This is a genomic window from Abiotrophia defectiva ATCC 49176 (genome assembly GCF_037041345.1).
GTDB lineage: Bacteria > Bacillota > Bacilli > Lactobacillales > Aerococcaceae > Abiotrophia.
Genome location: NZ_CP146287.1, coordinates 1,597,764 through 1,614,553, shown reverse-complemented (window position 1 = coordinate 1,614,553; position 16,790 = coordinate 1,597,764). Strand labels below are relative to the sequence as shown.

12 protein-coding genes, 1 riboswitch and 1 other annotated feature are annotated in these 16,790 nt (G+C 46.9%); of the genes, 10 read left to right on the top strand and 2 right to left on the bottom strand.

Annotated elements, in window-relative coordinates:
- Positions 1-165 precede the first annotated feature (165 nt).
- Positions 166-966 carry a hypothetical protein gene (locus V7R82_RS07495; protein WP_338542229.1) on the bottom strand — a complete coding sequence of 267 codons (801 nt, stop codon included), beginning with the start codon at positions 964-966 and terminating at the stop codon, positions 166-168.
- A gap of 62 nt (positions 967-1,028) precedes the next feature.
- A riboswitch (SMK box riboswitch) is annotated at positions 1,029-1,117 on the top strand.
- Between V7R82_RS07495 and metK the strand changes: the two genes are divergently transcribed.
- Positions 1,115-2,296, top strand: coding sequence for a methionine adenosyltransferase (gene metK / locus V7R82_RS07490; protein WP_314062986.1), 1,182 nt, complete (start codon positions 1,115-1,117; stop codon positions 2,294-2,296). It overlaps the preceding riboswitch by 3 nt.
- Positions 2,297-2,337: 41 nt before the next feature.
- Here the strand turns inward: metK and V7R82_RS07485 are convergent, their stop codons facing one another.
- Positions 2,338-2,907, bottom strand: a complete 570-nt coding sequence (locus tag V7R82_RS07485; RefSeq protein WP_338542226.1) for a class I SAM-dependent methyltransferase — start codon at positions 2,905-2,907, stop codon at positions 2,338-2,340.
- A gap of 137 nt (positions 2,908-3,044) precedes the next feature.
- Here V7R82_RS07485 and V7R82_RS07480 point away from each other — a divergent pair, with 137 nt between their 5' ends.
- The 9 genes from V7R82_RS07480 to V7R82_RS07440 all read left to right on the top strand — a co-directional run bounded on the left by V7R82_RS07480 (position 3,045) and on the right by V7R82_RS07440 (position 16,713).
- Complete coding sequence (locus V7R82_RS07480; RefSeq protein WP_338542224.1) at positions 3,045-5,045, top strand: LysM peptidoglycan-binding domain-containing protein; 2,001 nt, start codon at positions 3,045-3,047, stop codon at positions 5,043-5,045.
- Between the two features lie 29 nt (positions 5,046-5,074).
- Positions 5,075-5,276: a binding site (T-box leader), on the top strand.
- A 62-nt stretch (positions 5,277-5,338) separates the two neighbouring features.
- Entirely contained in the window at positions 5,339-7,747 is a 2,409-nt protein-coding gene (gene leuS / locus V7R82_RS07475) for a leucine--tRNA ligase (protein WP_338542221.1), read from the top strand.
- Positions 7,748-7,760: 13 nt separating this feature from the next.
- A complete protein-coding gene (locus V7R82_RS07470; RefSeq protein WP_338542219.1) occupies positions 7,761-11,114 on the top strand; it encodes a polysaccharide biosynthesis protein in 3,354 nt (1,117 codons plus the stop codon).
- Complete coding sequence (locus V7R82_RS07465) at positions 11,111-11,842, top strand: pseudouridine synthase (protein WP_291428741.1); 732 nt, start codon at positions 11,111-11,113, stop codon at positions 11,840-11,842. Before V7R82_RS07470 ends, V7R82_RS07465 begins: the two co-directional genes overlap by 4 nt.
- An 18-nt stretch (positions 11,843-11,860) precedes the next feature.
- Entirely contained in the window at positions 11,861-13,270 is a 1,410-nt protein-coding gene (pepV, locus tag V7R82_RS07460; protein WP_338542218.1) for a dipeptidase PepV, read from the top strand.
- Between the two features lie 8 nt (positions 13,271-13,278).
- Positions 13,279-14,046, top strand: coding sequence for an RNA methyltransferase (locus V7R82_RS07455; protein WP_338542216.1), 768 nt, complete (start codon positions 13,279-13,281; stop codon positions 14,044-14,046).
- A gap of 185 nt (positions 14,047-14,231) precedes the next feature.
- A complete protein-coding gene (locus tag V7R82_RS07450) occupies positions 14,232-14,969 on the top strand; it encodes a thermonuclease family protein (RefSeq protein ID WP_338542214.1) in 738 nt (245 codons plus the stop codon).
- A gap of 65 nt (positions 14,970-15,034) precedes the next feature.
- Positions 15,035-15,511: a thermonuclease family protein gene (locus V7R82_RS07445; protein ID WP_311467762.1), complete on the top strand. Its 477-nt coding sequence runs from the start codon at positions 15,035-15,037 to the stop codon at positions 15,509-15,511.
- A gap of 191 nt (positions 15,512-15,702) precedes the next feature.
- Positions 15,703-16,713, top strand: coding sequence for a LacI family DNA-binding transcriptional regulator (locus V7R82_RS07440; RefSeq protein WP_291428748.1), 1,011 nt, complete (start codon positions 15,703-15,705; stop codon positions 16,711-16,713).
- The last annotated feature ends 77 nt before the right edge of the window (positions 16,714-16,790 follow it).

The window sequence follows — 16,790 nt, the reverse complement described above, 5'->3', positions numbered from 1 at the left end:
TTTGTCATGGAGCTACCTTCCAATCGTGGCGATGTTAATCGTGACAGTAGTCAGCCTCATGTGCAACCGTGCGACACCATGTTTTTGGGGCTAAGTTGCCTGACTAGATACCCAAAAACAGCCGTCCTCACCTACGTGTGGGAACGGCTGTTTTTGCCATATATGTTAGAAGCAGAAGGCCAAGCCATACAGGATGCTAATCAGCAAGTAACTAGTGCTGAGATAGTTGAGTTTATTTTGGTTTTGGTTATGTTGTCGAGTTTGGACCAAGAGAGGGGCTAAGGCCAAGACGCTCCCGGCGATAAAGAGGAGTTGGAGCATGAAATAAGATTTGGATGGGAAACTTAAGTAGGTCCCAGCAGCCACAGCTACTAGGCTCAAGATAAGCACTAGACTTGTTTTTAAGCCATGTGGCATGACGGAAGGGTGTCCCGTTAGTTGACTAACTAGACTATTGCCTTCAGCTTGAAAGGCCAGTTGTAAGGCTGCCAGAGGTAGGAGGCTGATGAGGAAGCCAGTCGTGATGGTCCCAGTTTGGCTGAAGTAGGCTAGGTTATTGACAATGAAGGCCTGGAAGAAGACATTCAGAACTAACTGGTAAAGGCTGTTGGTCAGATTATAAGGATAATGCTGAATATGGGTATAGGCGATATAGAGGAGGAGCAAGAGGTTAGCCCCCCAATGATGCTGCCACATAAAGCCCACGGTTGCTGCCCAGAGTAGAATCTCCATAGCGTACAGGATCACGGGCGAGCTGGCATTAGCCTTACGGGTATTGAAGCGAACGAAGAAGTAGTGGTCAATCAACTGACTGCTGACTAAAATCAAGTAGAGATAGCCCAGGGCTAACCAGTTGATTTCGGTAGTGTGGTACATCCCTACGATTAAACCATATATCCCAAAGCCTAGTGGCGCCAGGAAGATTCGAATGAGGGGATGTCTTAGAAAGTGTGCAAAGTGTTTCATAGCTAATCCTCTTTTTTCGACATTTTTTACTATCTATATCTACTATACTAATGTATAATAGAGTCAGTTACAACAATAAATTCCCGATGGGATTCATTTTCTTAATGAAGTTGCCTTGTAACCAATCAACATAATGGGGGAAATTACTATGGAAAGAAAGTTGTTTACATCTGAATCGGTGACGGAAGGACACCCAGATAAAGTTGCCGATCAAATTAGTGATGCCATCTTAGATGCCATCCTGACACAAGACCCACTAGCCCGGGTGGCCTGCGAGACCGCGGTCAATACCGGCTTGGTATTGGTCTTCGGGGAAGTCAGCACGACTGCCTATGTCGATATCCAACAAATTGTACGCGAAACTATTAAGGGCATTGGCTATAATTCAAGTGATTATGGCTTTGATGGCGATAATGTGGCGGTCTTAGTCGCGCTTGACGAGCAATCGCCTGATATCGCTCAGGGGGTAGATGCTGCCATTGAAACCCGGGACGAAGCAACCGATCAATTGATTGGGGCAGGTGACCAGGGGCTCATGTTTGGTTATGCCTGCGATGAGACGGAAGAATTCATGCCATTACCAATCGCACTTAGCCACCGCCTAGCTAAACGTCTGAGTGAGGTGCGCAAATCTGGTCAATTGGCTTACTTGAGACCAGATGGTAAGTCTCAAGTAACCGTTGAGTACGGGGAAGACGGTCAAGCCCTACGGGTGGATACAGTCGTCATTTCGACTCAACATGCGCCTGAAGCAACCTTAGAAACTGTGCGTCAAGACGTGATTGAACAAGTAGTGAAGCCTGTGATTCCGGCCCATTTATTAGATGATCAAACCCGCTTCTTAATCAATCCAACCGGTCGTTTTGTCATCGGTGGGCCTAAAGGAGACTCCGGTTTGACAGGTCGTAAGATTATTGTCGACACCTATGGGGGCTATGCCCGCCACGGTGGTGGTGCCTTCTCTGGTAAGGATGCGACTAAAGTGGACCGGTCAGCTAGTTACATGGCTCGCTACATTGCCAAGAATATCGTGGCAGCTGGCTTAGCTAAGCGTTGTGAGGTGCAATTGGCTTATGCGATTGGGGTCGCGCAACCCGTTTCTATTCGGATTGAAACTTTTGGAACAGGTGTCGTCTCTGAAAGTCGTCTCGTTCAGGCAGTACGTCAACTCTTTGACTTAACGCCAGATGGGATTATCCGCACCCTGGCTCTACGTCGCCCAATCTATAAGCAGACAGCAGCCTATGGTCACTTTGGTCGTCAAGACGTGGTCTTACCATGGGAGCAAGTCAATAAAGTGGATGAACTTAAAGCCGTGATTGCTGAATAAGACAAAATGAAAAGCTGAGACCTAAGTCTCAGCTTTTTTACTTACTTGATACGTTCGATGATGAGGAGTTGTGGTGGATTATTCCGTTGGTTGATGAAGCCATAGTGAAGGACTTGGAATTCTTCTTGGGGCCAGCTGGCTAAGGCTTGGAAGAGGGCATCCTTTTCCTTGGCACCTTCAGGGTGGCCACTGTAGATAACCAAAATAATTTGACCGCCAACACGAAGTTTGGTTCGCACCTGGTATAGAGAGGCCAGGGTTGAAGTCTCTTGAGTTGTGATTTGGTGGTCGCCACCGGGTAGATAGCCTAGGTTATAAATGGCACCACTGAATTGGGTGACCTCAGCTAAAAGCGTATGGATTTGGTCGTGAGAGGCTAGGAAAAGCTGGGCAGACTCCTTGTTGGGCAGCTTAGCTAGGCGTTCCTGGGTCCAAGCCAAGGCTTGATCTTGGATATCAAAGCCCATGACCTGGCCACAAAAGCCTGGTTGGCTTAGGATAAAGGCTGTGTCATGTCCTTTGCCTAGAGTTCCGTCGATATAGACTCCATCTGGAAAACGTTGGATTAAGGCGGCTAAGAGGGTGTGACTGTAGTGAAGAGCGCGTTGCATAGACAAACTCCTTTGTATTACGTGAAAGTTACACAATAGTTAAAAGTAAACGAAAAGGGGGCTAGGCCCCTTTTTTTAGCGAGAGGCTTTCTATATAATGGTATTGTATCATAAAATGGCAGAATGGGGGAATATACGTGAAATTAACGCGTCAAGCGGTGATTAATCGTCGTAAACAAGCACAGCGCCACGAATCAAATAAGAAAATTGCCAAAGTGGTTAATGCAGGCTTAGTCTTATTCGCTTCTGCATCTACTTTAAGCACGCTCACTGCACCAAAGGTGACCGTACAAGCTCAAACAGCTACCCAACAGAACTTCTTATCAACTATTGGAGGGTATGCACGCGATATCGCTAAGAATAATGACTTGTATGCCTCTGTAATGATTGCGCAAGCAATTTTAGAATCAGGTTGGGGCCAAAGTGGATTAGCATCAGCACCTAACTATAACTTATTCGGGATCAAGGGTGACTACAACGGTAATTCCGTTCGTATGGACACCTTAGAAGACGACGGTAGTGGTAACTACTATGCTGCTAAGGAACCTTTCCGTAAGTATAGCAACTATGGTGAATCCCTGAATGACTATGCTTCGCTTTTAACTGGGGACAACAATCCTAACAGTTGGCGCTATAAATTCTATTATGGGGCGCGCGTGAGTGCGACCAACTCTTATCAAGACGCAACACGACATTTAACAGGTCGCTATGCGACAGATACTCGTTATGCGTCTAAGCTTAACCAATTAATCCAAACCTATGGTTTGACTCAATATGATGCAGGTGGTTCTAGCACAGCTAGCCCAGCACGCCCGCAAGCCCCAGCAACTGGTGGCGGTTCTTATACAGTTCAAGCAGGCGATAGCTACTGGCGTATTGCTAACAAGTACGGCATTTCGATTGAAGAATTGCAACGCTTGAATGGTACGTCTAGCTACTTCCTCTATCCAGGTCAAAGTTTGGTAGTACCAGGTTCTGCTTCAACTACAAGTGGCTCTGCTTCTTCAACTTCAAGCTCAACTACAAGTACGCGCTCTGCAGCACCAGCAGCGGGCGGTTCATACACAGTCCAAGCAGGCGATAGCTACTGGCGTATCGCTAATAAGTACGGGATTTCTATCCAAGAACTCCAACGCTTGAATGGTACATCTGATTACACCCTCCACCCAGGCCAAAGCATTAAAGTGCCAGGTTCAGGAACCAATGCATCAGCTTCATCAAATAGCTCTTCTGCTTCAACTAGCACAACAAGTGCAGCCCCAGCAGCAGGCGGTTCATACACCGTCCAAGCCGGTGACAGCTACTGGCGTATTGCCAACAAGTACGGGATTTCTATCTCAGAACTCCAACGTTTGAACGGCACATCCGACTACAACCTTTACCCAGGTCAAAGCCTCAAGGTGCCAGGTTCAGGGTCATCTTCAAATGCCACTGCTTCATCAAACAGTTCTTCTACTTCAACAAGTACAACGACTGCAGCCCCAGCAGCAGGCGGTTCTTATACTGTCCAAGCAGGCGACAGTTACTGGCGTATTGCTAACAAGTACGGGATTTCGATTTCAGAACTCCAACGCTTGAATGGGACTTCAAACTACTTCTTGTATCCAGGCCAAAGCATCAAAGTGCCAGGCTCAGGTTCAGCAAATGCGACTCCTGCTCCTGCAGCAACCACTGCAAGCACAACATCAGCACCTGCTGAAACACCAGCACCAGCGCCAAGCACAGGCGGTGGCAACTATACTGTTCAAGCCGGTGACAGCTACTGGCGCATTGCTAACAAGTATGGAATTTCAATTTCAGAACTCCAACGCTTGAACGGGACTTCAAACTACTTCTTGTACCCAGGTCAAAGTATCAAGGTACCAGGTGGTGGCGCCGCTGCTGAAGCACCAGCCCCAACTCCTGCACCAGTTAGCCAAACACCAGCTCCTGCAGAGAGTCCAGCGCCAGCCGCTGCTGAAACACCAGCTCCAGCTGCAAACAACGCTAGCCAAGCAAGTGGCGGTTCATATACTGTCCAAGCCGGTGACACCTTGTACTCAATCGCTCGTCGTAATGGGGTAGATGTTTACAAATTGATCGCTAACAATGGGGGTTCCCATTTCATCCAAGTAGGTCAAGTCATCTCATTGAACTAGTCGCTAGTATTTGATATACTAGACTTAATAGTAATTCAATATTGGAATTAGTAGGCGGTACAACTGTTATAGAGAGCTTATGGGTGGTGGAAATAAGCCGGGAGTGCTACTGAACTCATCCAATTGAAGCTAGTCTGAATCTTTAGTAAGACTAGACGTCCGCCGCGTTAAGGCTAGAGATAAGCTATTCTAGCTTAAATTAGGTGGTACCGCGAAAATTTCGCCCTATGTGAACTGTGTTTAACACGGTTTACGTAGGGCTTTTTTTATCAGAAATGCAAGGAGGTTATGTGATGACCTATAATCACAAAGCAATCGAAGAAAAATGGCAAAACTATTGGCGCCAAAACCAAACCTTCAAAACTCAGGAGCGTCCTGGGCATCCTAAGTTCTATGCACTAGACATGTTCCCTTACCCATCTGGTCAGGGCTTGCACGTAGGGCACCCAGAAGGCTATACAGCAACAGATGCCGTGGCTCGTATGAAACGGGCACAAGGCTATGATGTCTTGCACCCAATGGGTTGGGATGCCTTTGGTTTGCCTGCTGAACAATACGCTTTGGATACGGGGAATGACCCAGCTGATTTTACTGCTGCCAATATCGAAACTTTCCGCCGTCAAATCAATTCACTTGGTTTCAGCTATGACTGGGAGCGGGAAGTCAATACAACCGATCCTAACTATTATAAATGGACCCAATGGATTTTCTCCAAAATGTATGAAAAAGGCTTGGCCTATGAAGCAGAAGTAGCCGTTAACTGGTGCCCAGCCCTGGGAACCGTCTTGGCTAATGAAGAAGTCATTGATGGTAAATCCGAGCGCGGAGGGCATCCCGTTTACCGTAAGCCAATGAAACAATGGATGCTCAAGATTACAGCCTATGCAGAGCGTCTTCTAGAAGACTTAGATCTTCTAGACTGGCCTGAAAGCCTTAAGGAAATGCAACGCAACTGGATTGGTAAATCCGAAGGGGCCTTGATTAACTTTGATATTGTGGGGCACCCTGATCAAGTGCAAGTCTTTACCTCACGCGCAGATACACTTTTCGGGTCTTCTTATGTGGTCTTAGCACCTGAACATGAATTAGTAGCGAAAGTCACCAGCCCTGAACAAGAAGCCGCGGTAAAAGCCTATGTTGACGCAGTCGCAACGAAGAGTGATATGGACCGGACTTCCCTTAATAAGGATAAATCCGGGGTCTTTACGGGAGGTTACGTTAAGCATCCTGTAACGGGCGAATCCTTACCAATTTGGATTGCGGACTATGTCTTGGCTTCTTATGGGACCGGGGCAGTCATGGGGGTACCAGCCCACGACGAGCGGGACTTCGAATTTGCTAGCAAGTATGATTTGCCAATTGTGTCCGTAATTGAACATAATGAGTCTGGCTGCTATGAAGGCGACGGGCCACACATTCATTCTGACTTCTTAAACGGTCTTCATAATGCGGAGGCTATTACTACCATGATTGATTGGTTAGAAGCCAAGGGCAAAGGCCAACGTCAGGTCAACTACCGTCTACGTGACTGGCTCTTCTCTCGTCAACGTTATTGGGGTGAGCCTATCCCAGTGATTCATTGGGAAGATGGCAGTATGAGTCTAGTGCCTGAAGAGCAATTGCCACTTCGTTTGCCTGTGACCGATAAGATTCAACCAAGTGGTACGGGTGAATCACCATTGGCTGCTATTGAAGAGTGGGTCAAGGTGGTAGATCCAGAGACAGGCCGTAAAGGCCGTCGTGAGACTAACACCATGCCACAATGGGCGGGTAGTTCTTGGTACTATCTCCGTTATATCGACCCACAGAATTCAGAGCGCCTAGCAGATCCAGACAAGTTAGCCAAATGGCTGCCAGTCGACCTTTACATTGGGGGCGCGGAACACGCCGTCTTGCACTTGCTTTACGCGCGTTTCTGGCATAAATTCCTCTACGACTTAGGTGTAGTACCAACTAAGGAACCATTCATGAAGCTCTTCAACCAAGGCATGATCTTGGGGACAGACGGCAATAAGATGTCTAAGTCCAAGGGGAATGTTGTCAATCCAGACCATGTGGTAGAACAATACGGGGCAGATACCCTACGTGTCTATGAAATGTTCATGGGCCCATTGGATGCTTCGATTGCCTGGAGTGAGAACGGCTTGGAATCTACTCGTCGCTTCCTTGATCGGATTTGGCGCCTCTATGTGGCAGAGGATGGTAGCCTCAGCGAGCGAATTCAAGATGCTGAGAACCCTGCCCTAGAACGTGTCTACCATCAAACTGTCAAGAAGGTAACGGAAGACTATGAAATTCTTCACTTCAATACCGCAATTTCGCAAATGATGATTTTCCTCAATGCCACAAAAGACCAGGCCATCATTCCAAAAGCATATGCCCAAGGCTTGATTCAATTGTTGGCGCCATTGGCTCCACATATTAGTGAGGAAATCTGGCAAAAGCTAGGTCACCAAGACAGCATTTCGCATGTCGCGTGGCCAAGCTATGAGGAAGCATTGACCATTGAAGATCAAGTGGAAGTCGTAGTTCAAATCAATGGTAAGATTAAGGCTAAGGTCATGGTAGAGGCCAATATGGCAGCTGATGCCTTAGGTGATTTGGCTCTTAACTTGCCAGAAATTCAAGCACAACTTGAAGGCAAGACCCTACGCAAAGTGGTAGCAATTCCTAACCGATTAGTCAATATCGTAGCAAATTAAGGAGACGATGCAGATGACAGAAAGAGACAAGCGCGATTTAGAGCGCGGCACACCAAGCCCTGATTTACAGGCTTTGTTGGCCGAAGAACAAAACTTGCATGAGACCGTCATCTTTTCCAAAGAAGACATGAAGAAACTACGTCGGCCTAATGTGCAACCAGAAGATGGCGATTACTTTAACCTCAATCTGCCGGCAGACTTGGACCTAGAATTAGACGATGATCAATTTGATGTAGACCCCATCTTCCAAGCAGATGCCGAGCCAGCACCTAGTGAGCCAGCAAAGGATAAGGCAGACTGGTTAGTCAATGACTTGCCAGCCTGGGAAGAAGAGACTGAGCCAACTAAGCAAGATGAAGATGAGGAAGAACAAGACCAGTTAGATGCTGATCTTCCAGAGTTAGAGCTAGAGAGTGCTGAAAGCAGCTCCACGAGTAATCTTGATTTAGAAGGACAAGATGATCCAAACTATAATCCTTTTATCTATCGTCCAAAACATCCAAAACCTCAGCCGACAGAAGCCAAAGCATCAAAATCACTTAAGCTACCTCGCTTAGATTTAGACGCTGTCTATGAAGCCCACTATAGCTTAGATCACTTAGACGATTTGGATGCTTATGACCAATTTGGGGCACCAGAATTGACCCCAACCAAGATTGAGCGACTGATGCAAAACTGGTGGCAAGGTATCGCGCAAAGAGTCAATAGCCTCAAACCTAAGGAAGAGGCAGCTGTGCCAGAAGACAAATTAGCTGAAGAGCCTGTAGAGGTGGAAGTTAATGACGAGCTTACCCCGATTGAAAATCAAGCAGAACCAGAACTTGAACTAACTGATGTAAAAGTGGAATTAGCTGAGGCAGAAGTTGAAACTACTGAGCAAGTTGAAGCAAACCTGGATAGTGTTGAGACTTCCCAAGGAACTGAAAGTTCTGAGCCAAGTCAGGAAGACCCAGGAAATCAAGGTCAAGCCCAAGAAGAGGCAGAAGAAGAAAGTGTAGAACTTAATCTGCTAGCTCCTGTTGAGTTGGAAGAAGAAGCCGAGTCAGCTTCACAAGAGGACAAGAGTGACGATGACAACCAATGGGCTCCAGTATCTGTCTTAGATATGGAGAAGCAAGGAGATAACTCAGAATCCTCAGATGATGAAAGCTTAGACTCAGATCAAGTGACTGAGCAAGAGCCTCAAGAAGAGGAAGCAGCTGAGCCAAAACTTAACCTTTGGCAACGTCTAGTGCGTTGGATTCAAGAAGGCGAACCTAAGGAAGAAGAGGAGTCCGAGCCAGAAGCAACGACTCAAGAGTATTCTCAAACAAGTCACCCTTCTGATGAGTCAGACTCTGACCATGATGAAGATGATAGTCAAGGTGGTGCCAGTCAAACAGCTTCGGAGCAAGAAGTAGAGCCAGAGGCTGAACATGACGCCTCAGAACTTGAAACCGACTCTGATAGCTCCCCTAGTTCAGATTTTGATTTGGAACTAGAAGAAGAGGCGGTGGCCGGCCACCCGGAGCCTCAAGCGGCGCGTCCGACGGAAAGACCTCAGACCGCCAGTCCTGAAAGCCCATCTTTAGGCCAACAACTAGCCTTTGACTTAACGGACACCCAGGCGATTACGCCAGAAGCCATTCAGGCCTATAGTGACCATGTTAGCCAGGCTACTCAGGTCTTTACTGAGCCTATTTTGACGGACCAAGTCCTAGAGGAATACCTGAATGAAGATGACATCACTATTGAAGCTGAAATTAACGAAAAGCAATCCATCGTCAAAGGGGCGACTTGGCTGACTTTCGGGAATATCTTCTCCCGGATTTTAGGCGCTATCTATGTCATTCCATGGGCGGCTTGGCTAGGGGCTGACTATCTCAATGCCAATACCCTATATAGTGCGGGTTACCAGCCTTATGCGCTTTTCCTAGCTATTGGGACAGCGGGTTTCCCAAGTGCCATTGCCAAACAGATGGCCTACTATCACTCCAAAAAGCAATACCGTTTTGCAGACCAACTTTTTAAGGCAAGTATGATTGTCATGAGTTTGATGGGCTTGGTTACGGCTACGGCGCTCTTCTTCGTAGCGCCAGCCTTAGCGGCAGCTACCCCAACCATTGATCATGCAGCAGCCACTTTGGTTATTCGTTCCTTAGTACCACCACTAGTTATCTTGCCGGTGATGAGCCTTTTACGGGGCTATTTCCAAGGCTACAACAACATGGTGCCAACGGCAGTCTCCCAAATTCTGGAACAAATTGCCCGCGTCTTTTATATGTTGGCAGCAACTTATGCTGTCATGAAGCTCTTCAATGGGGCAGCGACAACGGCAGTTATCCATTCGACCTTTGCGGCCTTTATCGGGGCGGCAGTGTCTCTGGTCTACTTGATTTTCGTCTATCTTCGTCGCCTGCCAATGATTAAGGCTTTGATTGAGACTGATCAATCCCGTGATGAATTCGATTTAATGAAGACCCTGCGGATTATGCTTATAGACTCTGTTCCTTTCATCCTGGTAGGATCAGGTATTATTATCGCACAAAACATCGATACCTATACCTTCGGTCAGATTATGGGCTACACTTCTAGTCTCTTGCGTAGCGAAATCGCGGAACTCTATGGGGTGCTAAGTCTAGACGTCAACAAGCTGATTATGATTATCATTTCCTTGGCTATTGGGATTTCCCTGTCTTCTCTGCCAGCAATCACCAAACGCTTTGCTGAACAGGATAAGGAAGGAACGGGCGATTTAATTCAGCACGTTATCTTACTCTTCAGCTTTGTGATGTTGCCAGCCGCAGTTGGTATGGCAAGTATTCCAACCGAAGTTTATCAACTTTTCTATGCTAATGGGAGTCAATCGGGGCCTGGCCTTCTAGTGACGGCCTCCTACATGTCGATTATCTTGGGGCTCTACACCATTCTATCGACCATTCTCCAAGCCATGAACTTCCGACGTCTCTCCATCTGGCATCTCTTGATTGGTTTAGTCGTCAAAGTTGTCCTGCAATTCCCACTTGTGGCCCTCTTCCAAGCGCAAGGGACCTTCCTTTCCACAGGTCTTGCCTTCTTGGTGTCTTCCTTGCTCATGTGGCGGACCATTCACAAGTCGGTACCTTTACGCTATAGCGAGATGACACCAAAACTTGTTAAGATGCTAGTCGGGACAGCGCTGATGGGCGTTAGCACCAGCATCTGGGCCCAAGTCTTGAACGGCCTCATGGGGCCAGTTGGACGAGGCATGACTTTCGTCAAGGTAATCTTGGTTGTCTTGGTAGGTGTCTTCGTCTACATGACAGTGATGGCCTTATTTGGTCTCTTACCAATCCTCTTCGGTTCGCGTAAGAAAGACCTGCAAGATAAGATGAGGTTCTTCTCATGAGAATTGAGAAATATTTGGCAGATACGGGATGGGGCAGTCGGAAAGACATCAAGCAATTGCTAGCCCAAAAAATCGTCACCATAAATGATCAGGTTTGCAGCAAGGGCGGCACGCAAGTGACGCCCGGCAGCGACCGCGTTGCTGTAGGGGGCCAAGCGGTCCCCTATCAGCGATATCACTATTATTTACTTAACAAACCGGCGGGTATTTTGTCTGCCACGGAAGATGCGCGCCATCAGACCGTGATTGACTGGCTAGGGGAGGGCTACCAGCATTTGGACCTCTTCCCTGTGGGACGTTTGGATATTGATACAACGGGGCTTTTGCTACTCACCAATAATGGGCAGCTTGCCCACCAGCTTTTGTCGCCTAAGAAGAAAGTGGATAAAACCTATACTGCCACCATTCGAGGTTTGGTGGACCAGGCGGATATCGCGGCCTTTGAGGCGGGGCTGGACTTAGGTGATTTTACTAGCTTGCCTGCAGACTTGACCGTTTTAAGTCAAGATGTGGATCAAGGCACCAGTCAAATTCAGGTCATTATCCAGGAAGGTAAATTCCATCAAGTGAAGCGTATGTTCCAAGCCGTCGGCAAGGAGGTTCTGACCCTCCATCGCTTGGCCATGGGACCCTTGCGCTTAGATTCAGATTTAGCCATTGGCCAGTGGCGCTCTTTGACTGAGCAAGAGGCGCAAGCTCTAGAGCCTTATGGTTATGTGGCAGAATAAGTATTTAGGAGGTAGACTATGACAAAGATTAATTGGTTACAAGAAGTCGAAGCGCGTAAAGAGGCGCTCTTCGCAGATTTATTCCGTTTATTGAAGGTGCCATCTGTTCGTGAAGACGATAAGGCAACGCCAGAGGCGCCAGTAGGGCCTGGACCTAAGGCGGCCTTAGAAGAATTTCTCAACATGGCACAAGAAGATGGCTTTGAGACTAAGCAGTTTGGCCCTTGGGCTGGACGTGTAGAAGTTGGATCAGGTGATCAGCTAGTTGGTATTCTGGGTCACGTCGATGTGGTGCCAGTAGGAACTGGCTGGGATACCGATCCTTTTGAACCAGTAGTAAAAGATGGCCGTATCTATGCGCGTGGCTCTAGCGATGACAAGGGGCCAACAGTGGCAGCTTACTTCGCGCTTAAACTCTTACGTGAATTAGGTTTAGAACTTAACCAACGCCTTCACTTAATCGTCGGGACGGACGAAGAGAGTGGCTGGCAATGTATGGATTATTACTTCAAACACGCTGAAATGCCAGACTATGGCTTCTCACCAGATGCCATTTTCCCAATCATTAACGGGGAGAAAGGTAACGTGTCAGCGACTTTTAACTTCCAAGCTGGGGCTAAGGCGGCTGGAGCTAACCACTTAGTTAGCTTTGAAGCAGGCTTGCGTGAAAACATGGTACCTCAAGATGCGACGGCTGTAGTTGAAAGTGCTAATTTAGCCGAGCTAGTGGTGGACTTTGAGTCCTTCCTTTTAGAACATCAATTAGGTGGCCAAGTGCAATTACAAGGCAATCAAGCGACCTTCTCCTTGATAGGGAAGGCAGCCCACGGTTCGACACCAAGCAAAGGGGTCAATGCGGCAACCTTCTTGGCTAAGTACCTACACCGTTTTGAATTTGATCAAGCAGGTGCAGAGAGCTTCCTTCATCTTTTAGCGGACCATCTGCACCAAGACTTTGAAGGGGTTAACTTAGGCGTGGCTCACCGTGATCCCGTCATGCAAGAATTGACCATGAACGTGGGCTTGGTTAACTACCGAGATGACAAAGGTGGTAACATTGTAGCCAACTTCCGTTATCCAAAAGGCACTGACCCAGAAAAAATGGCTGCTCAAACTGCTCAACGTTTGGCTGGCCATGATTTAAGTGTTGAGTGGGGTGAGTTCAAGGAGCCACACTATGTGTCAGTTGATGACCCAATGGTTAAGGAATTGCTAGCAGTCTATGAAGAACAAACGGGCCTTGAAGGGCATGAAATGACCATCGGTGGCGGTACCTATGGCCGCCTGATGCCACGTGGGGTAGCCTACGGTGCTTTGTTCCCAGATTCGATTGACACGATGCACCAAGCCAACGAATTTATCGCGATTGATGACTTACTTAAGGCAACAGCTATTTATGCTGAAGCTATCTACCGTATTACACGCTAGGTCTTGCCATGGAAGTTATTCAGTCCAAGCAAAATCCTAAGATTAAGGCCTGGAAGAAACTAGCCACCTCCAAAGGGCGCCAGAAGGCGGGACAGTACCTGATTGAGGGGACTCATCTGGTAGAAGAGGCCCTTAAGTCAGGGCAAAATGTCCGTCATTTGGTGGCTACACCGGATTATGATTTAAGTCAGTTGCCTGATCAGGCCCTTAGTCTGCCACTTCTTCTGGTTAGTCCTGAGCTCTTGAAGGACCTGAGCGAGACGCCTACACCCCAAGGAATTATGGCGGTTATAGACTTACCGTCATCGCCCCTTGATTGGCAGCCTTCTGGCCAACGTTACCTGATTTTGGATGCGGTGCAAGACCCAGGTAACCTGGGAACCCTGATTCGCACAGCAGATGCAGCAGCTTATGACGGGGTCATTCTAGGCAAAGGCACGGTGGACGTCTACAATGACAAAGTCCTTAGAGCGAGCCAAGGTTCACTTTGGCACCTGGAGGTCGTCAGTTTGGATCTCTTACAGGAGGCCCGTCCAGCCTTTGAAGCCGCTGGTATTCCTTGGTTTGTGACGGCCCTTCACCAAGAGGCGAAAGCCTATACAGATGTGTCGACTGATCAGGCACTAGCCTTAGTGCTGGGCAATGAGGGTCAAGGGGTCTCGGAAGAGGTTATTCAAGTAGCTGACCAGACCATCTACATTCCAATGCCAGGACAGGCTGAGTCACTCAATGTGGCAGTTGCTGGTGGCATTCTAATGTTTTATTTTCAAGCGTAAAAAGCAGGCCTAGGCCTGCTTTTTTTGAGTAAAAACTAGGGTGAAACTTATCGGTTTTGTTTTTTTAAATGATACCTATTGCAGATGAAGCGGAGAGTGCTAGAATGATGTTTGTGGATGATTATACTATTTAATAGTAAGAATTGTTCTGTGTTGCGTGAAAAAATGAGAGGGAAGTGTGTGCAATGAAAAAGTCAGTCTATATTAGCGCATCGTTTCTATTGTTATGCGCCGGTAGCGCTCTAAGTGCAGATGTATCCGCTAAGGTTAGTCAAGATAGTTTGGGATATAAAGTTTTGGCTCAGCAAACGGGAGACAGAAAAGTCACCAAAGTAAAGTCTATTGAGGTCTTAGAAGGTGACTTAATCAGGGTTACTCTCCCTGATGATTCAAGTTATGAAGCGCATTTAGCAATGGTTAATGCGCCCGAAATGAAAGGGAACAAGCCTTTTGCTAAAGAAGCAAAAGAACGTTTAGAAAGTTTGCTTGGGGAGGCTGACACACTAAATGTAGAAGATTCGGGAGGAGCAGAACAGAAAATTGACGGTAAATCCACACTTTTTCTGTGGGCGGATGATATCTTGCTTCAGGAAGCTTTAGTTACGGAAGGATTAGCGCGGGTGGACTATATTCAGTCAGCGGATGAACCGTATCTTAAAGTCATGCGGGAATCTGAAGACTATACTAAGCAATCCAGTAGCAAAATTTGGTCTCAGAGCGGGGTATTTTCCGATGATCCAGTTCGCAAGGACTTGAGTGCTAGTCAGGCTCAAGCGCCGGCTTCTGCTCCTACTCAGCCTTCAGTTTTCTATAAGAACTGTAAGGAAGTCAAGGCTGCTGGTGCTGCACCTATCCGGCCAGGTGATCCAGGATGGGATCCAAAGTTTGATCGTGATGGAGACGGTATCGGTTGTGAACGATGAGACGGACACTGTTTATACTTCTATTAGTATTAGTGACTATCTGTTTAGGTGGCCGACCAGTAGGAGTGATAGCCCAAGCTTCACCTAACCTACAGGCTAAGCCAATAAATCCCAAATTACTTGAAGAAGTAAAGGCATACCAGGTAGTCGACGGAGATACTGCCTATTTTGACCTAGGCTCCGGTAAGTCGATTAAAGCTCGCTTGTTACTGATAGATACTCCCGAACTACATCATCCTCGATTGGGGCAACAGCCATATGGACTTGAGGCCAAACAGAGATTTCAGCACTTGCTTCAACAGGCTCACAAAATTGAAGTTGAATATGATATTGGAACGCACAAAGATAAGTATCAACGCGATTTAATTTATGTTTGGATTGATGGGCAACTTGTCCAAGAAATCTTAGTGAGTGAGGGTCTAGCTCAAGTTGCTTATGTTTACCCACCTAATACGCGTTATTTGAATTATTTAGAGGCATCGCAAAAAGAAGCCAAAGAAGCTAAAGTTGGTCTATGGTCATTGTATGGGTCTGAAAGGTGATGGGCGTAGTGCGTGTGAGTTTAAGTTAAAAACTAATTGGTAATTAATTTATAGGAAAAGACTGGAGCTTGTTTCCAGTCTTTTCGTCTTGCATAGGAATTTGGGCAAGTTAACGAAAATTCAAAGACAAATTGAATGATACTTGAAAACGCTACATTTCATGGTAAGATTAAGAAGTAAGAGGTGATACTATGAAAGATGCTAATCAATTCTCAGCCAAAGCGACCATGAAAGATGTGGCGGAGCGGGCTGGCGTTGGTCTAGGGACGGTTTCTCGTGTGGTCAATGGCTTTCGAGTTAAGGATTCAACCTATGAGAAGGTCCAGACGGCAATACGCGAATTAAACTATCAGCCCGATGAATATGCCCGTGGGCTCAAAACCAATCGCAGCAATATTGTGGCACTGATTGTGCCAACCATTTGGCATCCATTTTTCTCGCAGTTCGCCTATCATGTAGAGAAGGAGTTGCAGCAGCATCACTATAAGCTCCTGATTTGTAATGCAGATGGTGATGCGAGTAATGAGATCGAGTACATTGAAATGCTAAAGAAGAACAAGGTGGATGGCATTATTGGCATTACTTACTCTGACATCGATAAGTATATTTTGTCTTCTCTTCCTTTTGTTAGCATCGACCGGCACTTCTCCGAGAATGTCTATTATGTCACCGCAGAAAACTATGAGGGTGGGCAACTGGCGGCCAAGGAGCTTCTAGAACGAGGCGCTAAGCAGCTTGCTTATATTGGCGGTACCAATATCCATGAGAATGAGACAGTATTGCGCAAGGCGGGTTTCTATGATTACGCTGCTAAGCGAGGTTACTGCGTTGCTAAGCTAGATATGCCAGAACCTATTGAAGATGTGGAAAGCCTTATCCGGGCTTTTGTCGAAGAAAATACCGAATTAGATGGTTTCTTTACCGTTAATGATTTTATGGCCCTTCATGTGATGAAGGTCATGCAGGCATTTGGTAAGTCTTGTCCAGAGGATTATCAGCTGATTGGTTTTGATGGACTGAAGACGGCAGAAGGTCAAGACTATCTCCTCTCAACCATTGCCCAGCCTATTGATCAGATGGCCATTGCTGCGGTGGAACTCTTGATGACCCTGATTAAAGGTCAAGTTCAACCTAGTAGTCATCGCGTTATCTTGCCAGTACATTTTCGTGAAGGAGGCACCACGCGAAAAAAATTGGATTGAATTTCTAAAAATCTCTTGACAAGCCGTGAAAGCGGTATTATTATTAAGGTATAAATTGAAACGTTTCAAATCCCGAG

Bases quoted from the DNA above. Each gene is read 5' to 3' on its own strand.
- V7R82_RS07495 (WP_338542229.1), bottom strand. From the start codon at position 966: ATGAAACACTTTGCACACTTTCTAAGACATCCCCTCATTCGAATCTTC.
- metK (WP_314062986.1), top strand. From the start codon at position 1,115: ATGGAAAGAAAGTTGTTTACATCTGAATCGGTGACGGAAGGACACCCA.
- V7R82_RS07485 (WP_338542226.1), bottom strand. From the start codon at position 2,907: ATGCAACGCGCTCTTCACTACAGTCACACCCTCTTAGCCGCCTTAATC.
- leuS (WP_338542221.1), top strand. From the start codon at position 5,339: ATGACCTATAATCACAAAGCAATCGAAGAAAAATGGCAAAACTATTGG.
- V7R82_RS07470 (WP_338542219.1), top strand. From the start codon at position 7,761: ATGACAGAAAGAGACAAGCGCGATTTAGAGCGCGGCACACCAAGCCCT.
- V7R82_RS07465 (WP_291428741.1), top strand. From the start codon at position 11,111: ATGAGAATTGAGAAATATTTGGCAGATACGGGATGGGGCAGTCGGAAA.
- pepV (WP_338542218.1), top strand. From the start codon at position 11,861: ATGACAAAGATTAATTGGTTACAAGAAGTCGAAGCGCGTAAAGAGGCG.
- V7R82_RS07455 (WP_338542216.1), top strand. From the start codon at position 13,279: ATGGAAGTTATTCAGTCCAAGCAAAATCCTAAGATTAAGGCCTGGAAG.
- V7R82_RS07450 (WP_338542214.1), top strand. From the start codon at position 14,232: ATGAAAAAGTCAGTCTATATTAGCGCATCGTTTCTATTGTTATGCGCC.
- V7R82_RS07440 (WP_291428748.1), top strand. From the start codon at position 15,703: ATGAAAGATGCTAATCAATTCTCAGCCAAAGCGACCATGAAAGATGTG.